Source organism: Pseudomonas sp. 22082 (assembly GCF_052046055.1).
GTDB classification, from domain to species: Bacteria; Pseudomonadota; Gammaproteobacteria; order Pseudomonadales; family Pseudomonadaceae; genus Aquipseudomonas; species Aquipseudomonas pharyngis.
The window spans coordinates 1-23,520 of record NZ_JBQEQB010000041.1 but is presented as its reverse complement, the minus strand read 5'-3'; the positions used below and the strand labels follow the sequence as shown (position 1 = coordinate 23,520).

26 protein-coding genes and 1 pseudogene are annotated in these 23,520 nt (G+C 60.1%); 14 read left to right on the top strand and 13 right to left on the bottom strand.

All coding sequences use genetic code 11. The annotated features are described in order from the left end of the window. Positions 1-574 precede the first annotated feature (574 nt). The 3 genes from infA to aat all read right to left on the bottom strand — a co-directional run bounded on the left by infA (position 575) and on the right by aat (position 2,352). On the bottom strand, positions 575-793 hold the full coding sequence (gene infA / locus ACTJK9_RS29155; RefSeq protein ID WP_002553999.1) for a translation initiation factor IF-1: 219 nt from the start codon (positions 791-793) through the stop codon (positions 575-577). Between the two features lie 112 nt (positions 794-905). Beyond that, a complete protein-coding gene (locus ACTJK9_RS29150) occupies positions 906-1,613 on the bottom strand; it encodes an arginyltransferase (protein WP_007958178.1) in 708 nt (235 codons plus the stop codon). Between the two features lie 58 nt (positions 1,614-1,671). Then, positions 1,672-2,352, bottom strand: coding sequence for a leucyl/phenylalanyl-tRNA--protein transferase (gene aat, locus ACTJK9_RS29145; RefSeq protein WP_440817809.1), 681 nt, complete (start codon positions 2,350-2,352; stop codon positions 1,672-1,674). A gap of 521 nt (positions 2,353-2,873) precedes the next feature. Here aat and ACTJK9_RS29140 point away from each other — a divergent pair. From ACTJK9_RS29140 to cysG, 6 genes are all read left to right on the top strand, one after another. Continuing rightward, a complete protein-coding gene (locus ACTJK9_RS29140; protein ID WP_045121862.1) occupies positions 2,874-5,282 on the top strand; it encodes a DNA translocase FtsK in 2,409 nt (802 codons plus the stop codon). Between the two features lie 78 nt (positions 5,283-5,360). Next, the gene (gene lolA, locus ACTJK9_RS29135) at positions 5,361-5,981 is read left to right on the top strand and encodes an outer membrane lipoprotein chaperone LolA (RefSeq protein ID WP_011334944.1); all 621 of its coding nucleotides are present in this window, start codon (positions 5,361-5,363) and stop codon (positions 5,979-5,981) included. Positions 5,982-6,005: 24 nt separating this feature from the next. Continuing rightward, a complete protein-coding gene (locus ACTJK9_RS29130; protein WP_007958186.1) occupies positions 6,006-7,328 on the top strand; it encodes a replication-associated recombination protein A in 1,323 nt (440 codons plus the stop codon). Further along, on the top strand, positions 7,328-7,702 hold the full coding sequence (crcB, locus tag ACTJK9_RS29125) for a fluoride efflux transporter CrcB (RefSeq protein ID WP_007958188.1): 375 nt from the start codon (positions 7,328-7,330) through the stop codon (positions 7,700-7,702). Before ACTJK9_RS29130 ends, crcB begins: the two co-directional genes overlap by 1 nt. Positions 7,703-7,717: 15 nt before the next feature. After that, positions 7,718-8,998: a serine--tRNA ligase gene (gene serS, locus ACTJK9_RS29120; protein WP_074688938.1), complete on the top strand. Its 1,281-nt coding sequence runs from the start codon at positions 7,718-7,720 to the stop codon at positions 8,996-8,998. Further along, complete coding sequence (cysG, locus tag ACTJK9_RS29115) at positions 8,999-10,393, top strand: siroheme synthase CysG (RefSeq protein WP_074688936.1); 1,395 nt, start codon at positions 8,999-9,001, stop codon at positions 10,391-10,393. Positions 10,394-10,438: 45 nt separating this feature from the next. Here the strand turns inward: cysG and ACTJK9_RS29110 are convergent, their stop codons facing one another. The 8 genes from ACTJK9_RS29110 to ACTJK9_RS29075 all read right to left on the bottom strand — a co-directional run bounded on the left by ACTJK9_RS29110 (position 10,439) and on the right by ACTJK9_RS29075 (position 15,062). After that, the gene (locus tag ACTJK9_RS29110; RefSeq protein WP_440817803.1) at positions 10,439-11,440 is read right to left on the bottom strand and encodes a glutathione S-transferase family protein; all 1,002 of its coding nucleotides are present in this window, start codon (positions 11,438-11,440) and stop codon (positions 10,439-10,441) included. Between the two features lie 92 nt (positions 11,441-11,532). Continuing rightward, positions 11,533-12,534, bottom strand: coding sequence for a glycosyl transferase family protein (locus ACTJK9_RS29105; RefSeq protein WP_440817801.1), 1,002 nt, complete (start codon positions 12,532-12,534; stop codon positions 11,533-11,535). Next, a complete protein-coding gene (locus ACTJK9_RS29100; protein WP_007958196.1) occupies positions 12,531-12,866 on the bottom strand; it encodes a TusE/DsrC/DsvC family sulfur relay protein in 336 nt (111 codons plus the stop codon). The genes ACTJK9_RS29105 and ACTJK9_RS29100 overlap by 4 nt, the downstream gene beginning before the upstream one ends. Further along, positions 12,863-13,156, bottom strand: coding sequence for a sulfurtransferase complex subunit TusB (tusB, locus tag ACTJK9_RS29095; protein ID WP_440817799.1), 294 nt, complete (start codon positions 13,154-13,156; stop codon positions 12,863-12,865). The genes ACTJK9_RS29100 and tusB overlap by 4 nt, the downstream gene beginning before the upstream one ends. Next, positions 13,156-13,512, bottom strand: a complete 357-nt coding sequence (tusC, locus tag ACTJK9_RS29090) for a sulfurtransferase complex subunit TusC (protein ID WP_007958208.1) — start codon at positions 13,510-13,512, stop codon at positions 13,156-13,158. Before tusC ends, tusB begins: the two co-directional genes overlap by 1 nt. A 1-nt stretch (position 13,513) precedes the next feature. After that, positions 13,514-13,906, bottom strand: coding sequence for a sulfurtransferase complex subunit TusD (gene tusD, locus ACTJK9_RS29085; RefSeq protein WP_221397658.1), 393 nt, complete (start codon positions 13,904-13,906; stop codon positions 13,514-13,516). 100 nt (positions 13,907-14,006) lie between these two features. Further along, positions 14,007-14,708 (bottom strand): YoaK family protein, encoded by a 702-nt coding sequence (locus tag ACTJK9_RS29080; protein ID WP_085613258.1) that lies wholly within the window; start codon positions 14,706-14,708, stop codon positions 14,007-14,009. A gap of 24 nt (positions 14,709-14,732) precedes the next feature. Then, positions 14,733-15,062: a DUF6388 family protein gene (locus ACTJK9_RS29075; RefSeq protein ID WP_085648284.1), complete on the bottom strand. Its 330-nt coding sequence runs from the start codon at positions 15,060-15,062 to the stop codon at positions 14,733-14,735. Positions 15,063-15,197: 135 nt separating this feature from the next. On the opposite strand from ACTJK9_RS29075, the gene ACTJK9_RS29070 reads away from it, so the two are divergent. Further along, positions 15,198-15,548 carry a hypothetical protein gene (locus tag ACTJK9_RS29070; RefSeq protein WP_440817795.1) on the top strand — a complete coding sequence of 117 codons (351 nt, stop codon included), beginning with the start codon at positions 15,198-15,200 and terminating at the stop codon, positions 15,546-15,548. A 61-nt stretch (positions 15,549-15,609) separates the two neighbouring features. Here ACTJK9_RS29070 and ACTJK9_RS29065 read toward each other — a convergent pair whose 3' ends face one another. Beyond that, positions 15,610-16,035, bottom strand: a complete 426-nt coding sequence (locus tag ACTJK9_RS29065) for a GNAT family N-acetyltransferase (RefSeq protein WP_440817792.1) — start codon at positions 16,033-16,035, stop codon at positions 15,610-15,612. Positions 16,036-16,172: 137 nt separating this feature from the next. Here ACTJK9_RS29065 and ACTJK9_RS29060 point away from each other — a divergent pair, with 137 nt between their 5' ends. From ACTJK9_RS29060 to ACTJK9_RS29045, 4 genes and pseudogenes are all read left to right on the top strand, one after another. Beyond that, positions 16,173-16,610 (top strand): hemerythrin domain-containing protein, encoded by a 438-nt coding sequence (locus ACTJK9_RS29060; protein ID WP_085613256.1) that lies wholly within the window; start codon positions 16,173-16,175, stop codon positions 16,608-16,610. A 223-nt stretch (positions 16,611-16,833) separates the two neighbouring features. Next, positions 16,834-17,469, top strand: a complete 636-nt coding sequence (locus ACTJK9_RS29055; RefSeq protein ID WP_440817789.1) for a lytic polysaccharide monooxygenase auxiliary activity family 9 protein — start codon at positions 16,834-16,836, stop codon at positions 17,467-17,469. A 40-nt stretch (positions 17,470-17,509) separates the two neighbouring features. Further along, positions 17,510-18,511: pseudogene (locus tag ACTJK9_RS29050) on the top strand (chitinase); the annotation flags it as partial. Between the two features lie 167 nt (positions 18,512-18,678). After that, on the top strand, positions 18,679-19,269 hold the full coding sequence (locus ACTJK9_RS29045) for an NUDIX domain-containing protein (RefSeq protein WP_440817786.1): 591 nt from the start codon (positions 18,679-18,681) through the stop codon (positions 19,267-19,269). Here ACTJK9_RS29045 and ACTJK9_RS29040 read toward each other — a convergent pair. Then, positions 19,266-19,781: a methylated-DNA--[protein]-cysteine S-methyltransferase gene (locus tag ACTJK9_RS29040; protein ID WP_440817783.1), complete on the bottom strand. Its 516-nt coding sequence runs from the start codon at positions 19,779-19,781 to the stop codon at positions 19,266-19,268. The genes ACTJK9_RS29045 and ACTJK9_RS29040 overlap by 4 nt on opposite strands. 135 nt (positions 19,782-19,916) lie before the next feature. On the opposite strand from ACTJK9_RS29040, the gene ggt reads away from it, so the two are divergent. From ggt to ACTJK9_RS29025, 3 genes are all read left to right on the top strand, one after another. Continuing rightward, a complete protein-coding gene (gene ggt, locus ACTJK9_RS29035; protein WP_085613251.1) occupies positions 19,917-21,644 on the top strand; it encodes a gamma-glutamyltransferase in 1,728 nt (575 codons plus the stop codon). Positions 21,645-21,710: 66 nt separating this feature from the next. After that, positions 21,711-22,244: a cysteine hydrolase family protein gene (locus ACTJK9_RS29030; protein WP_440817779.1), complete on the top strand. Its 534-nt coding sequence runs from the start codon at positions 21,711-21,713 to the stop codon at positions 22,242-22,244. 302 nt (positions 22,245-22,546) lie between these two features. Continuing rightward, on the top strand, positions 22,547-23,509 hold the full coding sequence (locus ACTJK9_RS29025) for an IS110 family transposase (protein WP_221397423.1): 963 nt from the start codon (positions 22,547-22,549) through the stop codon (positions 23,507-23,509). Positions 23,510-23,520 lie beyond the last annotated feature (11 nt).

The window sequence follows — 23,520 nt, the reverse complement described above, 5'->3', positions numbered from 1 at the left end:
CCACTCAGCCTGCCGACGGGCCCTGCGATCAAAAGCGGTACTCGAGCTAACGCTCATCGTTTTGAGTGGGGAGGAGCGGGCCGTGTTCGGCTTTGGTTTTGTGGTGGGTTTACCCCTCGCCCCAGCCCTCTCCCTACGGGCGGTCCGACGTTTCGGGAGGGCTAGGGTGAGGGGGGGGTCTTGATCTGGCTTCTGCTTTGGCTTTGGCCCTGGCTTGTGATTTTTTGCCCCTTCGGCAGGCCGAGCGGAGGTGTCCATCAGGGGGTAGGCGCGTAGCGCCGTGCGGCGAAGCCGCATACATCGAGAGGAGGTGCAGCGAAGCAAACCGTAGGCGATGCCCCCTGGTGGACACCGTAGCGAGGGAACACTGAGCCTAAGCGAAGTGCCGTACGCCGGGGCAAAAGCCTTTTGGTTCCTTTTTGCTGGGCCGGCACTCCGGCGTTTGAAAAAGGGACTCGTTGTAAGAGCGAAACCGCCAGCGGCAGCGCCCGAAGCAACGGATATACACCCAAAACAAAAATCCCAGACAAACAAAAACGCCCGGCATTAAGCCGGGCGTCTTGTATTGACTTGATTAGCGAGCGCGGTAAGTAATACGCCCTTTGCTCAAGTCATAGGGCGTCAGCTCGACGCGCACTTTGTCACCGGTAAGAATACGAATGTAGTTCTTGCGCATCTTGCCGGAAATATGCGCGGTTACGACGTGCCCATTTTCCAACTCCACACGAAACATGGTGTTGGGCAGGGTGTCGACGACAGTGCCTTCCATTTCGAAGCTGTCTTCTTTCGACATGCAGTAAAGCCCTCGGTATCCAATGAATGGCCCGGTGCAACTGCGCCAGGCAAAAGCGGCGTGCATTGTGCCCGAAAAATGGGGTTTACGCCAAGGGGTTTAGGGTCTGCATTCAGTTCAGGATGACCCAGCGCTGATTAATGAGCAGTTCGATGGGCCGATATTGGGTCTTGTAGTTCATCTTTTTGCAGTTTTTGATCCAATAGCCCAGGTACACCGCTTCAAGCCCCAGGCGTTGGGCTTCGGCGATTTGCCAGAGGATGGCGTAGCGCCCCAGGCTGCGGCGTTCTTCCTGCGGTTCGTAAAAGGTGTAGACCGCGGACAGGCCGTTGGGCAGCAGGTCGGTGACGGCGACTGCAAGTAACCGTCCGTCGAGCCGGAACTCATAAAAGCGTGAGAAGGGCAGGTCGCGTACCAGAAAAGTCGAGAATTGATCGCGGCTCGGCGGGTACATGTCGCCATCCGCGTGGCGCTGTTCGATGTAGCGTTGATAGAGGTCGAAGTACTCTTCGCTGAACGCCGGCTTGACCGGGCGCACCTGCAAATCGATGTTGCGCTTGAAAATGCGTTTCTGCTGCCGGTTGGGATTGAACTGTGCCACCGGAATGCGCGCAGGCACGCAGGCATTGCAGTTCTGGCAATGCGGGCGGTAAAGATGATCGCCGCTGCGACGAAAGCCCATTTCCGACAGATCTGCGTAGACATGCACATCCATGGGCTGGCTCGGATCGAGAAACAGGGTCGTCGCCTGTTCCTCGGGCAGATAACTGCAAGAGTGAGGCTGAGTGGCATAAAACTTCAAACGCGCCAACTCGGTCATGATCAACCCTCAAGGGTAAGCTGGTGAATTAAGTGTAAGCCACGCGCGCAAAAGTCGCTCAGCAAACCCAGGTCGCATGATTGGGTTGATCGAGGTGCCGGGCCAGATAGTCGGCGAATGTCTGCCGTGAAATGGCCCGGGCGCCAAGGCTGTGCAGGTGATCGGTCGGCATCTGGCAGTCGATCAGCACGAAACCCGCTTCCTTAAGATGTTGCACCAGCGAGGCAAAGCCGTACTTGGAAGCATTGTCCGCGCGGCTGAACATTGATTCGCCAAAAAACAGTTGCCCCATCGCCAAGCCGTACAGGCCGCCGACCAGTTCGCCCTGATCCCGTACCTCCACCGAGTGAGCAAAACCGCGCCGATGCAGTTCGATATAGGCGTTCTGCATTGCTTCGGTGATCCAGGTGCCGTCGGCGTATTCCCTGGGGGCGGCGCAGGCGCGGATCACGGCGTCGAAATCCTGATCGAAGGTCACTTGATAACGCTGTTTGCGCATCAATTTGCCCAGGCTGCGCGAGACGTGCAGTTCGTCGGGAAAAAGCACGGTGCGCGGATCCGGCGACCACCAGAGAATCGGCTGACCTTCGGAAAACCACGGAAAACAGCCGTGGCGATAGGCCTGGATCAGGCGATCGGCGGACAGGTCGCCGCCGGCCGCCAGCAATCCGTTGGGATCGCGCATGGCCTTTTCCAGTGGCGGGAAAGTCAGTGAGTTGCGTTGTAACCAAGTCAGCATGGCGTCCAGGCTTGCAGAAGGGGAGGGCGGTGGGCAGTGGGCCCGCGGTAAAGTGTGCCGGGAAATGACGCGAATGTCCTCCGTTGCAGTACGGCTTTTGCGTAGCTGCAACTTGAGCATCCGGATGCGGTCGTAATCGGGCGCGGCACCGGTGCGAGCAAGCTTGCCGACGTCAATGTGTGGCGTTCATGGGAGATGAGGCGCGAATGCTTCGCTACGTTCATCAAATACACCTCATAAGCCTTTGTCACAAAAGACAATGCATGCTCAAATTGAACGCCGGGTGTTGTGCGTTTGGCTATGCTTGAACCAGAGACCTGGAAGCATGGCATCGAACGCGCAAACCCGTACAATGCCGGGCTGTTACAGAATATTCGCCGCGTGCCGTGTTTATAAAAGGCGGGGCGCAGTGTTAAAAGTAGTCTCCGTTGCGCCCGTCAATTTTTTTACCTGCCTGGATTGGGCAGTTTTTTTCGTCATTCAATAGATGGACGCGCCTCTGGCGCAGGAAAAGAAGCGTTTTGAAGAAATCCACGGAAGCACCAAAAACAGTCGTTCCGCTATGGCGTCAACAGTTGCACTACCGGCTCAAGGAAGGTGCATTGATCGCCATCGGCGCCTTGTGCCTGTTCCTGATGATGGCCTTGCTGACTTACGGCAAGGACGATCCGGGCTGGAGCCACAACAGCAAGATCGACGACGTGCAGAACTTCGGCGGCCCTGCCGGTTCCTACAGCGCCGACATCCTGTTCATGGTGCTGGGGTACTTCGCATACATCTTCCCGTTGCTGCTGGCGATCAAGGCGTATCAGATCTTTCGTCAGCGTCATGAGCCCTGGCAGTGGAGCGGCTGGCTGTTTTCCTGGCGCCTGATCGGTCTGGTGTTTCTGGTGTTGTCCGGCGCTGCACTGGCGCACATTCATTTCCATGCAGCCACCGGATTGCCGGCCGGCGCGGGTGGTGCGCTGGGTGAAAGCCTCGGTGACCTGGCCCGCAACGCCCTGAACATTCAGGGCAGCACGTTGCTGTTTATTGCACTGTTCCTGTTCGGCCTGACGGTGTTCACCGACCTGTCGTGGTTCAAGGTGATGGACATCACCGGCAAGATCACCCTCGACCTGTTCGAACTGTTCCAGGGCGCGGTCAACCGCTGGTGGTCGGCGCGTACCGAGCGCAAGCAACTGGTTGCGCAACTTCGGGAAGTCGACGATCGCGTACATGACGTTGTTGCACCGACGGTCACCGACAAACGCGAGCAGGCCAAGGTCAAGGAACGTCTGATCGAGCGCGAACAGGCCCTGAGCAAGCACATGTCCGAGCGCGAGAAACAGGTGCCGCCGGTCATCGCCCCGGCCCCGGTCAAGGCGCCGGAGCCAAGCAAGCGCGTGCAGAAAGAGAAGCAGGTGCCGTTGTTCGTCGACAGCGCCGTGGAAGGCACCTTGCCGCCGATCTCGATTCTCGATCCTGCGGAAAAGAAACAACTCAATTATTCGCCTGAATCCCTGGCGGCGGTCGGCCACTTGCTGGAGATCAAGCTCAAGGAATTCGGCGTCGAAGTCACCGTGGATTCGATCCATCCGGGCCCGGTCATTACCCGTTACGAAATCCAGCCTGCTGCGGGCGTGAAGGTCAGCCGTATCGCTAACCTGGCGAAAGACCTTGCACGTTCGCTGGCCGTGACCAGTGTGCGGGTGGTGGAAGTGATTCCGGGCAAGACCACGGTCGGTATCGAAATTCCCAACGAAGACCGGCAGATCGTGCGCTTCTCCGAGGTGCTGTCGACGCCTGAGTACGACAACTTCAAATCGCCGGTCACCCTGGCCCTGGGTCACGACATCGGCGGTAAACCGGTCATCACTGACCTGGCGAAAATGCCGCACCTGCTGGTGGCCGGTACCACCGGTTCCGGTAAGTCGGTGGGTGTGAACGCGATGATTCTGTCGATCCTGTTCAAGTCCGGCCCGGATGACGCCAAGCTGATCATGATCGACCCGAAAATGCTCGAGCTGTCGATCTACGAAGGCATTCCGCACCTGCTGTGCCCGGTCGTGACCGACATGAAGGACGCCGCCAACGCCCTGCGCTGGAGCGTTGCCGAGATGGAGCGTCGCTACAAGCTGATGGCGAAGATGGGCGTGCGAAACCTGTCCGGCTTCAACGCCAAGGTCAAGGAAGCCCAGGACGCCGGCGAGCCGCTGAGCGATCCGCTGTACAAACGCGAAAGCATCCACGACGAAGCGCCGCTGTTGCAGAAGCTGCCGACCATCGTCGTGGTCGTGGACGAATTCGCCGACATGATGATGATCGTCGGCAAGAAGGTAGAAGAACTGATCGCCCGTATCGCCCAGAAGGCGCGTGCGGCCGGTATCCACCTGATCCTCGCGACCCAACGGCCGTCGGTGGATGTGATCACCGGTCTGATCAAGGCCAACATCCCGACGCGGATGGCGTTCCAGGTATCGAGCAAGATCGACTCCCGGACCATCATCGACCAGGGCGGCGCCGAACAACTGCTCGGCCACGGTGACATGCTTTACATGCCGCCGGGCACCAGCCTGCCGATCCGGGTTCACGGCGCATTTGTGTCCGACGATGAAGTTCACCGGGTGGTTGAAGCCTGGAAACTGCGCGGCGCGCCGGAATACAACGACGACATCCTCAATGGTGTCGAAGAGGCGGGCAGTGGTTTCGAAGGCAGCAGCGGCGGCGGTGACGGCGACGATCCGGAAGCCGACGCGCTGTACGACGAAGCCGTGCAATTCGTGCTCGAAAGCCGCCGTGCCTCCATCTCCGCTGTACAGCGCAAGCTGAAGATCGGCTACAACCGTGCCGCACGCATGATCGAAGCCATGGAAATGGCCGGGGTCGTGACGTCGATGAACACCAACGGTTCCCGCGAAGTCCTGGCCCCTGGCCCGGTACGCGACTGATTCGATACCCTGATCCAAATGCAATGGGCGGTGCATGAAGCGCCGTCCACTTTCCCACGAGTATTCAAGAGGACTCCCATGCGTCTTATCCGCATGCTGCTGCCGGTACTGGCTCTGACCACCCTCACGGCTCACGCCGATGACAAGGATGTGGCTCGCCTGACCCAATTGCTCGAAACATCCAAGACCCTGACCGCCAATTTTTCCCAGCTGACCCTCGACGGCAGCGGGACCCAGTTGCAGGAAACCACCGGCGACATGACCCTGCAGCGTCCGGGCCTGTTCTACTGGCACACCAATGCGCCAGCCGAGCAGACCATGGTGTCCGACGGCAAGAAAGTCACCCTGTGGGACCCAGACCTGGAACAGGCCACCATCAAGAAGCTCGATGAGCGTCTGACCCAGACCCCGGCGCTGTTGCTGTCTGGCGACGTGTCGAAGATCAGCCAGAGCTTTGACATCACCGCGAAAGAGGCCGGTGGCGTGATCGACTTCACCCTGAAGCCGAAAACCAAGGACACGCTGTTCGACAGCCTGCGCCTGTCGTTCCGCAACGGTCTGGTCAATGACATGCAACTGATCGACAGCGTCGGCCAGCGCACCAACATCCTGTTTACCGGTGTGAAGGCCAACGAAGCGGTCCCGGCCTCCAAGTTCAAGTTCGACATCCCCAAGGGTGCCGATGTGATCCAGGAATAAACACAGAGGTTTCAACGGTACGTGATGGATCTGTTTCGCAGTGCACCGATCGCCCAGCCCCTGGCCGCCCGTTTGCGGGCGACCAATCTGGATGAGTACGTCGGTCAGGAACACGTGCTCGCTCGCGGCAAGCCTCTGCGTGAAGCGCTGGAGCAGGGTGCCCTGCATTCGATGATCTTCTGGGGCCCGCCGGGCGTGGGCAAGACCACGTTGGCGCGGTTGCTGGCAGAAGTCTCGGATGCGCACTTCGAAACGGTTTCGGCGGTGCTGGCCGGGGTCAAGGAGATCCGTCAGGCGGTGGAAATCGCCAAGCAGCAGGCCGGCCAGTACGGCAAGCGCACGATCCTGTTTGTCGATGAAGTGCACCGCTTCAACAAGTCTCAACAGGACGCCTTCCTGCCGTACGTTGAAGACGGCACCCTGATCTTCATTGGCGCCACCACTGAAAACCCTTCGTTCGAACTGAACAACGCATTGCTGTCGCGGGCGCGGGTCTACGTACTCAAGAGCCTCGACGAAGCGGCGTTGCGCAAACTGGTGCACCGCGCCCTCACCGAAGAGCGTGGTCTGGGCAAGCGACATCTGACGCTCAGCGATGAAGGCTTTCAGATGCTGCTGTCCGCCGCCGATGGCGATGGCCGGCGCCTGCTGAATCTGCTGGAAAACGCCTCGGACCTGGCCGAAGACAACAGTGAGATGGGCACCGAGCTGCTGCAAAGCCTGCTCGGCGACACTCGCCGGCGTTTCGACAAGGGCGGCGAAGCGTTCTACGACCAGATTTCCGCGCTGCACAAATCGGTTCGCGGCTCGAATCCTGACGGCGCGCTGTACTGGTTTGCGCGAATGATCGACGGCGGCTGCGATCCGCTGTACCTCGCCCGGCGGGTGGTGCGGATGGCCAGCGAAGACATCGGCAACGCCGATCCTCGCGCCCTGAGCCTGTGCCTGGCCGCGTGGGAAGTGCAGGAACGTCTCGGCAGCCCGGAAGGTGAGTTGGCAGTGGCGCAGGCAATCACTTATCTGGCCTGTGCGCCGAAAAGCAACGCGGTGTACATGGGTTTCAAGACCGCACTGCGCGCTGCCGCCGAACACGGTTCGCTGGAAGTGCCGCTACATCTGCGCAATGCGCCGACCAAATTGATGAAGCAATTGGGTTATGGCGACGAATACCGTTACGCCCACGACGAACCGGACGCCTACGCGGCCGGCGAAGACTATTTCCCGGAAGAACTCGACCCGATTCCGTTCTACCAACCGGTGCCCCGTGGCCTGGAATTGAAGATCGGCGAAAAGCTCAACCACCTCGCCCAACTTGATCGTTTAAGCCCCCGGCAGCGGAGAAAATAGTGGTTCCATTGATTGTTGCGGTCTCCGTCGGCGGGATTGCCGGCACTTTGTTGCGCTTCGCCACCGGTAATTGGGTCAACGCCAATTGGCCGCGGCACTTCTATACCGCGACGCTGGCCGTTAATATCGTGGGCTGTCTGCTGATTGGCGTGCTGTACGGCCTGTTTTTGATACGCCCGGAAGTACCGATCGAGGTACGTGCCGGGTTGATGGTCGGCTTCCTCGGGGGGCTGACGACTTTTTCATCCTTTTCACTGGATACGGTGCGCCTGCTGGAAAGCGGGCAAGTGCCGCTGGCCCTGGGCTATGCGGCCATCAGCGTATTCGGCGGGCTGCTCGCGACCTGGGCCGGCCTGTCCCTGACCAAACTTTGATAACGAGAAACCGACATGCTCGATTCCAAACTGTTACGTAGCAACCTTCAGGACGTAGCGGACCGCCTGGCTTCCCGTGGCTTTGCCCTGGATGTCGCGCGCATCGAAGCGCTGGAAGAACAGCGCAAGACCGTCCAGACCCGCACCGAAGCACTGCAGGCTGAGCGTAACGCGCGTTCCAAATCCATCGGTCAGGCCAAGCAGCGCGGCGAAGATATCGCGCCGCTGATGGCGGACGTCGAGCGCATGGCGGGTGAACTGAGCGCCGGTAAAGTCGAGCTGGACGCGATCCAGACCGAACTGGATTCGATCCTGCTGGGCATCCCGAATTTGCCGCACGAATCGGTTCCGGTCGGCGAAGACGAAGACGGCAACGTCGAAGTGCGCCGCTGGGGCACTCCGACTGCTTTCGACTTCCCGGTTCAGGATCACGTGGCCCTGGGCGAGAAATTCGGCTGGCTCGACTTCGAAACCGCCGCCAAGCTGTCTGGCGCACGTTTCGCCCTGCTGCGCGGCCCGATTGCCCGTCTGCACCGCGCACTGGCGCAGTTCATGATCAACCTGCACGTCACCGAGCATGGCTACGAAGAGGCTTACACGCCTTATCTGGTTCAGGCCCCGGCGCTGCAAGGCACCGGTCAACTGCCGAAGTTCGAAGAAGACCTGTTCAAGATCGCTCGCGAAGGCGAAGCCGATCTGTACCTGATCCCGACCGCCGAAGTGTCGCTGACCAACATCGTGGCCGGTGAAATCGTCGATTCGAAACAGCTGCCGATCAAGTTTGTTGCCCACACTCCGTGCTTCCGCAGCGAAGCCGGCGCGTCGGGTCGTGACACTCGCGGCATGATCCGTCAGCACCAGTTCGACAAGGTCGAGATGGTCCAGATCGTCGAGCCGTCGAAATCGATGGAAGCGCTCGAGAGCCTGACCGCCAATGCCGAGAAAGTCCTGCAACTGCTGGAGCTGCCTTACCGCACCCTGGCGCTGTGCACTGGCGACATGGGCTTCAGCGCAGTCAAGACTTACGACCTGGAAGTGTGGATTCCGAGCCAGGACAAATACCGCGAAATCTCGTCGTGCTCCAATTGCGGCGATTTCCAGGCCCGCCGCATGCAGGCGCGTTTCCGCAACCCGGAAACCGGCAAGCCTGAGCTGGTGCACACCCTGAACGGTTCCGGTCTGGCAGTCGGTCGTACCCTGGTGGCCGTGCTGGAAAACTACCAGCAGGCCGACGGTTCGATCCGTGTGCCGGACGTGCTGAAGCCGTACATGGGTGGCCTTGAGGTCATCGGCTAAATGAAATATCTGCCGCTGTTTCACAACCTGCGCGGCAGTCGTGTGTTGGTCGTCGGTGGGGGGGAGATTGCCTTGCGCAAATCCCGCCTGCTGGCCGATGCCGGTGCGCTGCTGCGGGTGGTCGCACCTGAAATCGAAGCGCAACTGCGCGAACTGGTTGCCGCCAGCGGTGGCGAATGCCTGCTGCGTGGCTACGCCGAAACGGATCTGGACGGCTGCGGGCTGATCATTGCCGCCACCGACGACGAAGCGTTGAACGCGCAAGTCTCCGCCGATGCCCATCGGCGTTGCGTGCCGGTCAACGTGGTCGATGCGCCGGCGCTGTGCAGCGTGATCTTCCCGGCAATCGTCGATCGTTCACCTCTGATCATCGCGGTCTCCAGCGGCGGCGATGCGCCGGTGCTGGCCCGGCTGATCCGCGCCAAGATCGAAACCTGGATTCCTTCGACCTACGGCCATCTGGCCGGTCTGGCCGCGCGGTTTCGTGATCAGGTCAAAGGCCTGTTTCCTGATGTGCAGCAGCGTCGCGGTTTTTGGGAAGACGTGTTTCAGGGGCCGATTGCCGACCGGCAGCTGGCAGGACAGGGCGCCGAAGCCGAACGTTTGCTGCAAGCCAAGATTGACGGCGAAGCCATGGTCACGACCGGTGAGGTGTATCTGGTTGGGGCAGGACCTGGTGATCCGGATCTGCTGACCTTCCGCGCCTTGCGTCTGATGCAGCAAGCCGATGTGGTGCTGTACGACCGCTTGGTGGCTCCGGCGATTCTTGAGCTGTGCCGTCGCGATGCCGAGCGGGTCTACGTCGGCAAGCGTCGCGCCGATCACGCCGTGCCGCAGGATCAGATCAACCAGCAACTGGTGGATCTGGCCAAGGCCGGCAAGCGTGTGGTGCGGTTGAAGGGTGGGGATCCGTTCATCTTCGGCCGTGGCGGCGAAGAGATCGAGGAACTGGCGGCCCATGGCATCCCGTTTCAGGTGGTGCCGGGCATCACGGCGGCCAGCGGTTGCGCGGCATATGCCGGGATTCCGCTGACTCATCGCGACTACGCTCAGTCGGTGCGTTTCGTCACCGGGCACTTGAAGGACGGTTCGACCGATCTGCCGTGGTCGGACCTCGTCGCGCCGGCTCAGACGCTGGTGTTCTACATGGGGTTGGTGGGGTTGCCGATCATCTGCGAGCAGTTGATCAAGCATGGTCGCGCGGCCGATACCCCGGCAGCGCTGATCCAGCAGGGCACCACGGTCAATCAGCGGGTCTTCACCGGCACGCTGGCCGATCTGCCGCGGCTGGTGGCGGAGCATGAAGTGCATGCGCCGACGCTGGTGATCGTCGGCGAAGTGGTGCAACTGCGCGAGAAACTGGCGTGGTTCGAGGGCGCTCAGGGTCAAATCTGACGACTCTGGGGGGATCGTTCCCACGCGGTGGGAACGATCCTGCTCTCAACCTCGGCGCCAGACCCCTTTGCCGCCCAACCGGTCCCGGTCATGGGCAACAGTGAAATCCTGCTCCGGCCCTTTCGGCACAACCCCGGTCGGGTTGATGGTCTTGTGACTGCCGTAGTAGTGATTCTTGATGTGCTGGAAATCCACGGTCTCGGCAACGCCCGGCCACTGGTACATCTCACGCAGCCAGTTCGACAGATTCGGATAATCGCTGATTCGCCGCAGATTGCATTTGAAGTGCCCGTGATACACCGCGTCGAAACGAATCAGCGTGGTGAACAAGCGCACGTCCGCCTCGGTCAGGTATTCGCCTGTCAGATAACGGTTGGCGCCCAGCACTTGCTCCAGATGATCCAGTTCGGCAAACACATCATCGAACGCTTCTTCATAGGCGTTCTGCGAGGTGGCAAACCCGGCGCGATACACGCCGTTGTTCACGGCAGGGTAGATTCGCTCGTTCAGCGCATCGATCTCGCCACGCAACGGCGCCGGATAGAAGTCCAGATCGTTGCCGGTCAAGTCATCGAAGGCGCTGTTGAACATGCGGATGATCTCCGCCGATTCGTTGCTGACGATGCGCTTGAGTTTCTTGTCCCACAGCACCGGTACGGTGACGCGGCCGGTGTAGTCGGCGGTGTCGGCGGTGTAGCGCTGGTGCATGAAGTCGAAGTGGTCGAGTTTGTCGCCGGTCGAGCCGAGGTTCTGATCGAAGGTCCAGCCGTTTTCCTGCATCAGCCAGCTGACGACTGAAACGTCGATCAGGCTTTCCAGGCCCTTGAGCTTGCGCAGGATCAGCGTGCGATGCGCCCACGGACAGGCGAGAGAGACATAAAGGTGATAACGCCCGGCTTCGGCGGCAAAACCGGCTTCACCGCTCGGGCCCGGCTCGCCATTGCGAGTGACCCAATTGCGGCGCTGCGCCTGTTCGCGCTGGAACGCGCCGTCCTTGCTGCTTTCGTACCACTTGTCCTGCCAGCGGCCGTCGACGAGTAAACCCATGATCAAGACTCCAGAAACCAATAATTCGTTGGAGTTGAGTCTATTCCGATGAGTTCGAACAAAAAGCGCAAAGATCGGGCGTTAATGATCGGTTAAATCGATTTATCCCGCGCGGCCCAGTATTGCTCGGCGGTTTCAAAAGCCTGTTCACGGCTTTGGCCGAGGCCGCGCAGCGCCAGCGCCATGGTCGAGATCAACGCCATTTGCGGGTAACTGTCGACCACATCGCCACGCCAGACGGCTTTCAAATGCTCGATATCCAGCGACGCAGGTTTGACATGACGTTGCGCCGATAGCTGCGGCCATTCCTCGTCCCAGCTCTCGCCGCCGGTAGTGCCGTAAAGGTGGCTGTCGGCATCCGGGTTGATCTCGATTTCGCCGCCGTCGCCCTTGATCACGATCGCCGTGTCGCCGAGCAGGCCGCTGGCATCGCGGTGCACCGCTTGATAGCCGGGGTGGAAAATGCTCTGCAAGCCGCAACGCGCGCCCAATGGATTGAGAATCCGCGTCAGCGAGTGGATTGGCGAGCGCAGGCCGAGGGTGTTGCGCAGGTCGATCATCCGTTGCAGCTGCGGCGCCCAGTCCACCAGCGGCATGAACGCCAGGCCACCGTTATCCAGCGCCGCGCCGACTTGTTGCCAGTTGCGGCACAGCGGAATGTTCAGCTCACCGAGCAGTTGTTCGGAATACAAACGCCCGGCTGTGTGGGCGCCTCCGCCGTGCATGAAGATGCGCACGCCGTTCTGCGCCAGGCACTTGGCGGACAGCAGATACCACGGCAGGTGACGCTTCTTGCCAGCGTAGGTCGGCCAGTCCAGATCGACCTTCAGCGCTGGCGCCTGCAAACGTTCGCGCAGTGCCTCGGTGAAGCCAGCCATTTCCTCAGCGCTTTCTTCCTTGTGCCGCAGCAACATCAGGAAGGCTCCGAGCTGGGTTTCTTCGACCGCTTCGTCGAGCACCATGCCCATGGCTTGCCGGGCTTCCTCGCGGGTCAGGTCGCGGGCGCCGCGCTTGCCCTTGCCGAGGATGCGCACGAACTGGGCGAATGGATGCTCGGCGGGCGTTTCGAGGGTCAGCGCTGGATAGTCGGTCATAGGCAATTCGTCGGTTTGGGCAGGCCCGCCAGTTTCGCGGCGAGTTTGGCAGGGGTGCCTTTGAACAGTCGGTTCAGGTGCAGGCTGTTGCCTTTCTCCGCGCCGAGCTTGAGCGCGGTGTACTTGATCAGCGGCCGGGTGGCCGGTGACAGCTGGAATTCGGCGTAGAAGCTGCGCAGCAATTCGAGGACTTCCCAGTGTTCCGGGCTCAGTTCGATGTCTTCGGCAGCGGCGAGGGCGCTGGCGACTTCGGCCGACCAGTCGTTGAGGTCGACCAGAAAGCCGTCCTTGTCCAGTTCAATGGCGCGGGCGCCGACGGTCAGCGCATTCATAGCCAGCTGTTGACCTTGTCGTATTGGATCGACAGTTCGACGAAGGCCGGGTAATCGATGGCTTCGGCCCAGTCCGGAACCTGCACGGCACGGGCTTGCGCGTCTTCGGCCAGCACGAACAATTTCACCTTGCGCGATTCCAGCGCACTGAACGGCGCAGTGCCAGGCTGCAGCGCATAAACGGCATCGCCAGACAGCAACAGCGCATCGGCAGAACCGAGCAGGCGCAGGCAACTGGTCAGGCGTTCGTCGCCGAACGGGGAGTGGGACAACACATGCAAAGTCGACATCAGAGGGTGATCACCTGGTCGTAACGGTCAATAAGGGCGGTGATTTGTTCGGCGGCCAAAGGCTGCGCCTCGTCCAGCGAACGATCGCCGAGGCCGCGAGCACTGGCGCTGTCGGCGCAGTAGAACAGCTCCTCGACGCCGAACATCGGCAACGCTTGCAGGTTGGCGCTCAGGTCTTTCTGTTGCAGGGCCTTGGCGTTTTGCCCGGCGGCCAGTTGCAAAACGCCGTCGTCGAGAAACAGCAGGCCGATCGGCAGATCGAACGCGCCGCCGGCCAGCACGATGTCCAGCGCTTCGCGGGCGCCGGGGCCGGACCACGGCGATTGACGGCTGATAATCAGAAGGGACTTGGCCATGTCATGCGCCTCCGAAACAGATGAGGCGGTCGGCATCCTGCACCGCGTCATGCAACTGACCGAGGCCGGACAATTCCCACGGCGCGCTGACGGCCACGGCATCACGCTGATAACGCCCGGCTTCCTCGGTATTCAACACGCCACGGCGCAGGGCCGCGGCGATGCACACCACGCCGTCGAGGTTTTGTTCGGTGATGAAATTGCGCCACTGTTTGGGCAGGTCCAGTTCGTCCTGCGGCGTGACCACGGCGTCGGACGCGTTGTGGACCCCGTCCTGATAGAAAAACAGCCGGACAATCTCATGCCCGCCGGCGAGCGCAGCCCGGGCGAACAGCAGGGCGCGGCGCGAGGAGGGCGCATGGGCGGCGGAAAACAGCGCAATGGCGAACTTCATGACGGACTCGATCAGCAAAACTGCGGCCATGATAAAGCTTTCTCGGCGGGGCGGCGAAGTGGATGTTTCCCGCGCCCGTCTCGATACGAGCAGGCGTCCGTCAGCGTGGCATATAGCCCAGTTGCCAACGCCGCGGAATCTTCAGGGTCACCAGCCCCAGAACGGCGGCGAACAGACCGCTGACCAACATCGCCTTGAGCCCCAGATGATGTTCCAGCACCGCCCCCAGAATGGCCCCGACCAGCATCCCGCTCCACGGCACCAGTTGCACCCGCCAGCCGCTTCGCCGTTCGCCGAGCACCCAGCGCCCCAATCCCCGACCAAATCGGGACAGGGCGCCGGTGACATACGTCAGCCCGACCGGCAGGCCGTTCACTTCTTCCACCGCCGCGTTGAGCATGCCCATCGCAATGATCGCCGCCAGCAGGGCCGGCAGTTGCGTGTCAAAGGGCCAGGCTGCGGCACAGAGCAGTGCGGCGATGGACAACAGCAACGGCAGCGCCCGCCGACCACCCAACCGACTGACCACGACACCCAGGGCATTGCCGACAATGAACGTTGCGACGAGCAGGATCAGCCGCCCTGTCAGTGCGCTGTCGCCATCGCTGATCGCCACCGCCAGCCGCGTGGTGTTGCCGCTCATGAAGGAAACGAAATCGCCACTGGCCATGAAGCCGATGGCGTCGGTCATGCCGGCCAGTACCGACAGGCTGGCAACCAGCGCCAGGCCCACACGGCCGCGCCATTTCTGTATGTGAAGATGTCCGGGGCTGGCGCGGTGGGTCGAGGTGGAAGGCAGCATCGAGGCAGCGTCCTTGAGCAGGGTTTACGGTTCTATGCCATACAGATCGCAGTACTCCAGCCAGTCCATCCCGGCCATTTCCGCCACTTCGCGATGCACCTCCAGGCGTTGTGCCTGATACTCCTCGGGCGTGGTGGCAGTCAGTTGCAACGTCAATTCCCAGGCAAACAAACCTTGGCTTTCGGCCTCGGCTTCGAAGGCTTCGTGCAGGCGTTCTTCGCGGTACTGCGCCGGAGTTTCGCCCTTGGCCTGGGCCAGCAAAGGGTTGAGGTGGTCGAGGGCTTCGCGCAACTCGGGGCGTGCATCGAGAAACAGTTTCAAGGCTTGTTCGTGTCGCTGGTCAGTAGGCGCCATGGGCTTTCCTTGTGAGGCTGGTCACCGTTAATGTGCCGCAGGCGCCGGCATGTGTCGCGTTTTAAATGCAGTAAAGCAGAACGATTTTTGCCGTTGCGGTGATACAGTCCGGTTTTTTCCGAATGAGCGAATGCAATGCGAATGCTGATGGTGGCGCTGGCGGCAACCTTGCTGGCCGGTTGCGCGGGTTCGGCGATGGAAGACGCCCGCACGCAAACCCCTAACAAGACCCTGAATTCGGACAAACCCGAAAAAGTCGTGGCCCAGTGCGTGCAATTCGCCTGGCAGGACGAAGCGGTGTTCGGCGTGGACGCGGCGGCGTATCTGCAACCGGGCAAAAAGGGTGGTTCGACGGTCTACACGCGTTCGGCGGAGTCGTTTGTCGACTTGACCACGGATGCGTCCGGCACCGTGCTGAATTACTACGCGCAGAGGGATGATTTTGTGGCCAAGCGCCGCTTGGCGGCGCTGGCGACCTGTCTGTAACGGGCGGCTGGATGCGTTGATTTTGCGACCCTCGCCAGCCTGCGGGCGAGGGTCGCTGAATTCAATCAATCAAACGCTTCTGGAAGAAATGCCGCTTGTGCCCCAGCGGATAATCCACAATCTCGCCACACTCGGTATACCCCAGTTTTTTGTAGAACCCGGGCGCCTGAAAATCAAAGGTATCGAGCCAAATCCCAACGCAATCTTTTTTCCGGGCGAATTCCTCGACCATGTTCATCAGCTTCGAGCCGATGCCCTGTCCCCGGCCTTGTTCCGGCACCGCCAGCAACTCGATAAACAGCCACCGATAGAACGTGTGCCCATAGAGGCCACCGAGGATCGCGTCGTTGTCGTCGCGCACCAGTAGCGCGACCGGTTCGTACAGCGACGGCCCGGCCTTGGCAATGTTGTAGGCACGCAGCGGCGCCAGGATGGCCGCGCGCTGTTCTTCGGTGGGGTCCTGCGACAGCTCGATCCGCAACGTCATGTTGTCTTCCTTGTAGTAATGAATCGGCAGCCTATCGCGCCACAGCCGATTGAAGCAATCGCTTGGAACCGTCGCTCCTGCGGCGCGGTCTAGCCCTTCAGGGCGTCCATCCGGAACGCGTTTGCCTGGGAGATTCCATGAACATTTTCGAAGCCCTGCGTGAAAGCCACGATCGTCAGCGGACCTACGCGAAATCGTTGATCAAGACCAGCGGTGACACCCCGGAAAGGGTCGAGGCCTACAAGCAGCTGAAGGCTGAGCTTCAGGCCCACGAAACCGCCGAAGAGCGCCATTTCTATATTCCGTTGATGGAGATCGACAAGGGTGTCGACCTCAGTCGCCATGCCATTGCCGAACACCATGAAATGGACGAGATGATGGAAGAGCTCGACGAGACCGACATGTCCAGCCCGGCCTGGCTGGCGATGGCAAAAAAGCTCTCGGATAAGGTCCATCACCACTTGCAGGAGGAAGAGCAGAAATTCTTCCAGATGGCCGGCAAGCTGCTCGACGACAAGCAAAAGGAACAGCTCGCCGGGCAGTATGAAAAGGAGTTCAGAGCGCAGCTTCCCTGAACCGGTGAACGCAGGTGTTTGTAATGACGCGGTGTAGTCTTTTCGCCATGCGTTGAGTGAGCGTCGTCGCAATGAACTGTGTTTATATACAGTATTTTCGGCATTTTTGAAGTTTCGCCGAGGCCGACTGCGACAAAACCGCCGATGGACAAAAAATCCCCCTCCGTTAGCTTGAAAGCCTCTCCTCGGACAGGAGAGTTCTTAAATCAACGGAGTGAAAAACATGAACCAACCACAAGCTCAAACCCAACTGCGACACGGTCGCGTCATTTCCCCTGCAAGCCGCGGCGCGGTGGCCATCGAGCAAGGATTGCTCGGCGGCTGGCAGGTCAATGAAATGGAAGGCGGCAAGAACTTCCCGGCGCTCGCGGCCGGCCCGTTCCCCGCGCCGTTCGAAAGCGACAACCCGAGCGTCGTACCGCCCGCTGACGGCTATATTCTCAGTGGCGGCAAGAACGACGCACGTGACTGTGTGAACTTCACCGCAGAAGAAATGAGCAAGAAACTCGGGCGCCCGTTCTCCTGGCCACTGCTCAATGTCACCCCCGGCCAGACCCTTGAGGTCAAATGGGAGTACACCGCGCCGCATACCACTCGCGGTTACCGCTGGCTGATCACCAGGGATGGCTGGGACCCGAAACAACGCATCACCCGGGCGCAACTGGAAGCGCAACCGTTTGCCGAGGATTTCTATCCGCAAGTGCCGTACTACAGTCATGCGGCGGAATTGAAAGCCAAGGTCAACCACGCCGTGAAACTTCCGGGCAACAAGCAGGGTCATCACGTCATCGTGCTGATGTGGATCGTCGCCAACACCGGCAACGCCTTCTATCAGGCCTTCGATGTGGACTTCCAATAAGCCCGCAACGTCAAACCCACACGTTCTGAAGGATTAGAACATGTCAAACATTGACTTCACCCTATTGAATAACCAGGCCAGCGATGCGGCATCGCTGATGCCGAGCCTTGCCGGCAAGAAGATCCTCATGGGCTTCTGGCACAACTGGCCGGCCGGCCCGAGCGATGGTTACCAGCGCGGCCAGTTCGCCAACATCACCCTGGAAAACGTGCCCAAGGAATACAACGTGGTTGCGGTGGCCTTCATGAAGGGCAGCGGGATTCCGACCTTCAAGCCGTTCAACGTCTCCGATGCCGAGTTTCGCCGTCAGGTCGGCGTGCTCAACAGTCAGGGGCGGGCGGTGCTGATTTCCCTGGGCGGTGCCGATGCGCACATCGAGTTGCGTGCCGGTCAGGAGCAACCGCTGGCCAACGAAATCATCCGTCTGGTGGAAACCTACGGCTTTGACGGCCTGGACATCGATCTTGAGCAGAGCGCGATTGATTTCGCTGCCAACAAGACCGTCCTGCCTGCCGCGCTGAAACTGGTCAAGGATCACTACGCAGGCCAAGGCAAGCATTTCATCATCAGCATGGCGCCGGAGTTTCCGTACCTGACCGTCTCCGGCAAATACGTTGGATATCTGCAGGCGCTGGAAGGCTATTACGACTTCATCGCTCCGCAGTTCTACAACCAGGGCGGCGACGGGGTCTGGGTGCCGGAAGCCAATAACGGCAACGGGGCGTGGATCGCGCAGAACAACGACGCGATGAAAGAGGATTTCCTCTATTACCTGACCGAGAGCCTGGTGACCGGCACTCGCGGCTTTACGAAGATCCCGGCGGACAAGTTCGTCATCGGCCTGCCGGCCAACGTCGATGCCGCCGCCACCGGCTACGTGATCGACAAGACCGTGGTCGGCAACGCGATGAAACGCCTGGCGGTCAAAGGGCATCCGATCAAGGGCCTGATGACCTGGTCGGTGAACTGGGACAACGGCACCAGCAAGGATCGCGTGCCGTACAACTGGGAATTCAGTCGGCGTTATGGACCACTGATTCACGGGGTGCCGTCTGCGGTGCAGGGCGCTGATGCCGCAACGGTGAGCGTCGCTCATCAGTAGTCATTGAACGAAAAGCCCGGTAGCGCTGCCGGGCTTTTTTTCGTCGGCGGTTCGCAACATTTCACCTACCATGGCCATCTTCCGATGACAAAAAAGGATCAGGCGTCATGTCCAACACAGCCGAGCGGGTCAACATCGTCGATACCCAGGTGTTGTCCCACGACTGGTATCTGCTGAAGAAAATCACCTTCGACTATCACCGCAACAACGGTGACTGGCAGCGCCAGACGCGCGAGGTCTACGACCGTGGCAATGGCGCGGCGATTCTGCTGTTCAACCGCGAGCAGCGCACCGTGGTGCTGACACGGCAGTTTCGTCTGCCGGTGTTCGTCAACGGTCACGACGGTTTGCTGATTGAAGTGGCGGCCGGACTGCTTGAAGGCGCGGCGCCGGAGCAGCGCATCCGCGACGAGGCCGAGGAAGAAACCGGTTACCGCGTGCACGATGTGAAGAAGGTGTTCGAGGCCTACATGAGCCCCGGCTCGGTGACCGAGAAATTGCACTTTTTCATCGCCGAGTACGATGCCTCGTCAAAGGTCAGTGAAGGGGGCGGTCTGGAAGAAGAGACCGAAGAACTGGAAGTGCTGGAGTGGCGTTTCGACGACGCGCTGGCGGCGTTCCAGCGGGGCGAGATCTGCGATGCCAAGACCATCATGCTGCTGCAATATGCGGCGATGAATAACCTGTTTGACGGTTAAAACAAGTCACCGGTTTTACCGATGTCCGACCACTGGCCACCTTCCAGGGTCAGCAGGCGCTCCTTGGCTTCCAGGCCTCCGGCAAAACCGGTCAGTTTTCCTGAGGCGCCGATGACCCGATGGCATGGCGCAATGATTGAAATCGGATTGCGCCCGTTCGCCGCGCCGACGGCACGCACCGCACTCGGGTGGCCGATCTGTTCGGCAATCTGGCTGTAGGTGCGGGTTTCGCCAAACGGAATGGTCAGCAACGCGGCCCAGACCTTTTTCTGGAATTCGGTGCCAGCAAAGTCCAGCTCCAGATCGAACGCGTTTCGCGTTCCTGCAAAATATTCTTCCAGCTGTTGCGCGGTTTTCATCAACAGCGGATTGTCCGGTGCCTCGCTCATCGGCCCCAGGCGCACCCGGTTCGGTTTGTCGTTTTCCCAGAGGATGGCGGCCAGACGTGATCCGTTCGCGACCAGCTTCAACTCGCCGACAGGCGAGGGCAGGGTGATGAACGTGTAGGCCATGGGCAAAACTCCGGGACGGGGCGGAAACTGCGCCCAGCATACTGCCGGATCGGGGAGGCGCAAACCGCAATCGCGACCATACTGGCTGATGCTCTTGAAGCGCTTTCCTACCTTATAAAAAGAAGAGACCGACTCATGAAGTACGAACGTTTTGCCAAATCGCTGATTGCGACCTCATTGGCGCTCAGCTGCCTCATGGCCCACGCCGCCTCGGTTGCCCCGGTCGCCGCCGAAAACGGCATGGTGGTCACCGCCCAGCACCTGGCCACTCACGTGGGTGTCGACGTGCTGAAAAGTGGTGGCAACGCGGTGGATGCGGCGGTCGCCGTGGGTTATGCACTGGCAGTGGTTTACCCGGCGGCGGGCAACCTCGGTGGCGGTGGTTTCATGACCATTCAACTGGCGGACGGACGCAAGACCTTCCTCGACTTCCGGGAAAAAGCCCCGCTGGCCGCGACGGCCAACATGTACCTCGACAAGGACGGCAACGTCATCCCTGATCTGAGCACCCGTGGCCACCTCGCGGTCGGCGTTCCGGGCACCGTGTCGGGCATGGAGCTGGCGCTGAGCAAGTATGGCACCAAACCGCGCAAGGAAATGATTGCCCCGGCCATCAAACTGGCTGAAGAAGGGTTTGAACTGGAACAGGGCGACGTCGAGCTTTTGGAGTACGCCACGGACGTGTTCAAGAAAGACATCAAGGATTCCGGCGCGATCTTTCTGAGCAACGGCGAACCGATGCAGGTCGGGCAGAAACTGGTGCAGAAGGACCTGGGCAAAACCCTGCGCACCATTTCCGAAAAAGGCGCCGACGGCTTCTACAAAGGCTGGGTGGCCGACGCCATCGTCACCTCCAGTCAGGCCAACAAGGGCATCATTACCCAGGCCGACCTCGACAAATACAAGACCCGTGAACTGGCCCCGGTGGAGTGCGACTATCGCGGTTATCACGTTGTCTCGGCTCCGCCGCCAAGCTCCGGTGGCGTCGTGATCTGCCAGATCATGAACATCCTCGAAGGCTATCCGATGAAGGATCTGGGCTTTCATTCGGCCCAGGGCATGCACTACCAGATCGAGGCGATGCGCCACGCATACGTGGATCGCAACAGTTATCTGGGCGACCCGGATTTCGTGAAGAACCCGATCGAACACCTGCTGGACAAGAACTACGCAACCAAGCTGCGTAACGCGATCCAGCCGCAGAAGGCCGGTGTGTCGGCGGAACTCAAACCCGGTGTCGCGCCCCATGAAGGCAGCAACACCACGCACTATTCGATCGTCGACAAATGGGGCAACGCGGTCTCGGTCACCTACACCCTCAACGACTGGTTCGGCGCGGGCGTGATGGCGAGCAAGACCGGGGTGATCCTCAACGATGAAATGGACGACTTCACCTCCAAGGTCGGCGTACCGAACATGTACGGCCTGGTGCAGGGTGAGGCCAACGCCATTGCTCCGGGCAAGGCGCCGCTGTCCTCGATGAGCCCGACTATCGTCACCAAGGACGGCAAAGTGGTGATGGTGGTCGGTACGCCGGGCGGCAGTCGCATCATTACCGCGACGTTGCTGACCATGCTCAACGTCATCGACTATGGCATGGGCCTGCAGGAAGCGGTCGATGCGCCACGTTTCCACCAGCAGTGGATGCCGGAGGAAACCAACCTCGAAGACTTCGCCGCCAGCCCCGACACGAAGAAGATTCTCGAGAGCTGGGGCCACAAGTTCGCGGGCCCGCAGGACGCCAACCACATCGCCGCGATTCTGGTCGGTGCACCTTCGCTGGGGGGTAAACCAGTCGGCAAGAACCGCTTCTACGGCGCCAACGACCCACGGCGCAACACCGGGTTGTCATTGGGTTACTGAGCAGAGTAAAAAGGGGGCGGGCACAGGTCCGCCCCTGTCTCAAGGACCGATCAAGGAAGGCTCACCATGACCACCGCATTGCTGATCATCGATGTCCAGCGCGCCCTGTGCGCCGGCGAATACGAGTGCCACGACGCCAAACGGGTAATCGACACCATCAACGGCCTCTCCGCCCGCGCGCGCCAGTCGGGTGTGCCGGTGGTGCTGATCCAGCACAACGAAAAGGACAGCCCGTTCGCCCACGGTGCTGAAGGCTGGCAACTGGCTGACGGACTGGTCACCGCGCCCGGCGATCTGCGCGTCGACAAGACTGCCAACGACTCGTTCTACCAGACCAATCTGCAGAAACTGATCCCCCGGGAAGACTTCGACCGCTTGGTGATCTGCGGCATGCAAACCGATTACTGCGTCAACGCCACCGTGCGTCAGGCCCATCAACTGGGCTACGACGTGGAGCTGGCGGCCGACGCGCACACGACGGTCGACAACGGCAACATGAGCGCCGAAGACGTCATCGCCGAACACAACAAGGACTGGGCGCACCTGACCGGTTCCGTGGCGCGGATCGATGTGAAGCCGGCTGCCGAAATTACGTTCTGATGGGTTGTCGCAGTCATACTGGGAGCGAGCTTGCTCGCGATGGCATTCATTCAGTCACCGATGATGTTGAATGTGCTGCCCTTATCGCGAGCAAGCTCGCTTGTATGTTTAGACTTGAAGGGGTGGGCGGGACTAAAAGCTCGATTCCGACTCTAGCCAGTACGGACCGTGGGAGACTTCTCGTCCCGCCCTTTCTACCTAAAGCGCCGATAAGGAATTCATCGGTAAAACCGACGATAGAGGCAAGCCAGCGCTACGGTAGACCCCGACAAGCTCTTAAACCCTAGCTCCGAGGATTCGTCATGACAATCCTTACCTCGCCAACGGTGATTGGTGTCGATGTGGCCAAGGCCGAAATCGTCGTTTATCGCGAAGATCTGAAAATCATCCAGGCCATCAACAACGACCGCACATCTGTAGGTCATTGGCTGAAGACCCTGCCCGCCCAAAGCTCAATCGCCCTGGAAGCCACTAATCTCTACCACCTGGACACGGCCGAACTGGCCCATGGTATGGGGCATCGGGTTTACATCGTGGACCCTTACCGGGTGAGCCATTACCGCGAAAGCATCGGTCAGCGTGCAAAAACCGACCCTTGTGATGCACGTCTTCTGGCGCGTTATCTAACCAGTGAACAGCATCGGCTGCGGGTCTGGAACCCACCACCGCGGCACTACACAGTGTTGAAAAGTCTGCTTAACAAGCGTGCACAGCTGATGAAGGTCCGAGTCAGTATCAAGCTGAGCTGGTCAACCGAACCTCTTCTTGAAGATCTTTTGGCCGATGGGTTGAAGCATTTCAAACAGCTGGATCAGGCCATTCAGGAGTTGCTTCGTAAAGTCAGCCAAGAAGCCGGAATTAGTGAAAACATCAGACGCTGCAAAGCGATTGAAGGAGTTGGTGAACTCACGGCAACGGGCCTGGCAACTACATACATGCGAGGTGAGTTCGCCAGCGCCGATGCGTTCATCGCCTTTCTGGGAATGGACTTGAAGGCAAAAGACTCAGGTAAGAAACACAGTCCTCGCCACTTGAGCAAAAAAGGTGACGGGGAATTACGGCGTCTTGCACACAATGCAGCTATGGCAGCTTGTCGGTCCCCTGTCTGGAAACCGTTCTATGAGTCCTATCTGGCAAGAGGTCTAGCCAGAACCCAAGCCTTGGTCATCCTCGCCCGCAAGCTTTGCCGGGTGGCATTCGCCCTCATGAAAAACCAGAGCGAATACCAACCGAATTTAAGGTTGCAGGGTTCCCCTGCAACATAGAATCTCCCACA

Excerpts from the sequence above, each read along its gene's own strand:
- infA (WP_002553999.1), bottom strand. The coding sequence starts at position 793 with ATGTCGAAAGAAGACAGCTTCGAAATGGAAGGCACTGTCGTCGACACC.
- ACTJK9_RS29150 (WP_007958178.1), bottom strand. The coding sequence starts at position 1,613 with ATGACCGAGTTGGCGCGTTTGAAGTTTTATGCCACTCAGCCTCACTCT.
- aat (WP_440817809.1), bottom strand. The coding sequence starts at position 2,352 with ATGCTGACTTGGTTACAACGCAACTCACTGACTTTCCCGCCACTGGAA.
- lolA (WP_011334944.1), top strand. The coding sequence starts at position 5,361 with ATGCGTCTTATCCGCATGCTGCTGCCGGTACTGGCTCTGACCACCCTC.
- ACTJK9_RS29130 (WP_007958186.1), top strand. The coding sequence starts at position 6,006 with ATGGATCTGTTTCGCAGTGCACCGATCGCCCAGCCCCTGGCCGCCCGT.
- serS (WP_074688938.1), top strand. The coding sequence starts at position 7,718 with ATGCTCGATTCCAAACTGTTACGTAGCAACCTTCAGGACGTAGCGGAC.
- cysG (WP_074688936.1), top strand. The coding sequence starts at position 8,999 with ATGAAATATCTGCCGCTGTTTCACAACCTGCGCGGCAGTCGTGTGTTG.
- ACTJK9_RS29110 (WP_440817803.1), bottom strand. The coding sequence starts at position 11,440 with ATGGGTTTACTCGTCGACGGCCGCTGGCAGGACAAGTGGTACGAAAGC.
- ACTJK9_RS29105 (WP_440817801.1), bottom strand. The coding sequence starts at position 12,534 with ATGACCGACTATCCAGCGCTGACCCTCGAAACGCCCGCCGAGCATCCA.
- ACTJK9_RS29100 (WP_007958196.1), bottom strand. The coding sequence starts at position 12,866 with ATGAATGCGCTGACCGTCGGCGCCCGCGCCATTGAACTGGACAAGGAC.
- tusB (WP_440817799.1), bottom strand. The coding sequence starts at position 13,156 with ATGTCGACTTTGCATGTGTTGTCCCACTCCCCGTTCGGCGACGAACGC.
- tusC (WP_007958208.1), bottom strand. The coding sequence starts at position 13,512 with ATGGCCAAGTCCCTTCTGATTATCAGCCGTCAATCGCCGTGGTCCGGC.
- tusD (WP_221397658.1), bottom strand. The coding sequence starts at position 13,906 with ATGAAGTTCGCCATTGCGCTGTTTTCCGCCGCCCATGCGCCCTCCTCG.
- ACTJK9_RS29080 (WP_085613258.1), bottom strand. The coding sequence starts at position 14,708 with ATGCTGCCTTCCACCTCGACCCACCGCGCCAGCCCCGGACATCTTCAC.
- ACTJK9_RS29075 (WP_085648284.1), bottom strand. The coding sequence starts at position 15,062 with ATGGCGCCTACTGACCAGCGACACGAACAAGCCTTGAAACTGTTTCTC.
- ACTJK9_RS29070 (WP_440817795.1), top strand. The coding sequence starts at position 15,198 with ATGCGAATGCTGATGGTGGCGCTGGCGGCAACCTTGCTGGCCGGTTGC.
- ACTJK9_RS29065 (WP_440817792.1), bottom strand. The coding sequence starts at position 16,035 with ATGACGTTGCGGATCGAGCTGTCGCAGGACCCCACCGAAGAACAGCGC.
- ACTJK9_RS29060 (WP_085613256.1), top strand. The coding sequence starts at position 16,173 with ATGAACATTTTCGAAGCCCTGCGTGAAAGCCACGATCGTCAGCGGACC.
- ACTJK9_RS29055 (WP_440817789.1), top strand. The coding sequence starts at position 16,834 with ATGAACCAACCACAAGCTCAAACCCAACTGCGACACGGTCGCGTCATT.
- ACTJK9_RS29045 (WP_440817786.1), top strand. The coding sequence starts at position 18,679 with ATGTCCAACACAGCCGAGCGGGTCAACATCGTCGATACCCAGGTGTTG.
- ACTJK9_RS29040 (WP_440817783.1), bottom strand. The coding sequence starts at position 19,781 with ATGGCCTACACGTTCATCACCCTGCCCTCGCCTGTCGGCGAGTTGAAG.
- ggt (WP_085613251.1), top strand. The coding sequence starts at position 19,917 with ATGAAGTACGAACGTTTTGCCAAATCGCTGATTGCGACCTCATTGGCG.
- ACTJK9_RS29030 (WP_440817779.1), top strand. The coding sequence starts at position 21,711 with ATGACCACCGCATTGCTGATCATCGATGTCCAGCGCGCCCTGTGCGCC.
- ACTJK9_RS29025 (WP_221397423.1), top strand. The coding sequence starts at position 22,547 with ATGACAATCCTTACCTCGCCAACGGTGATTGGTGTCGATGTGGCCAAG.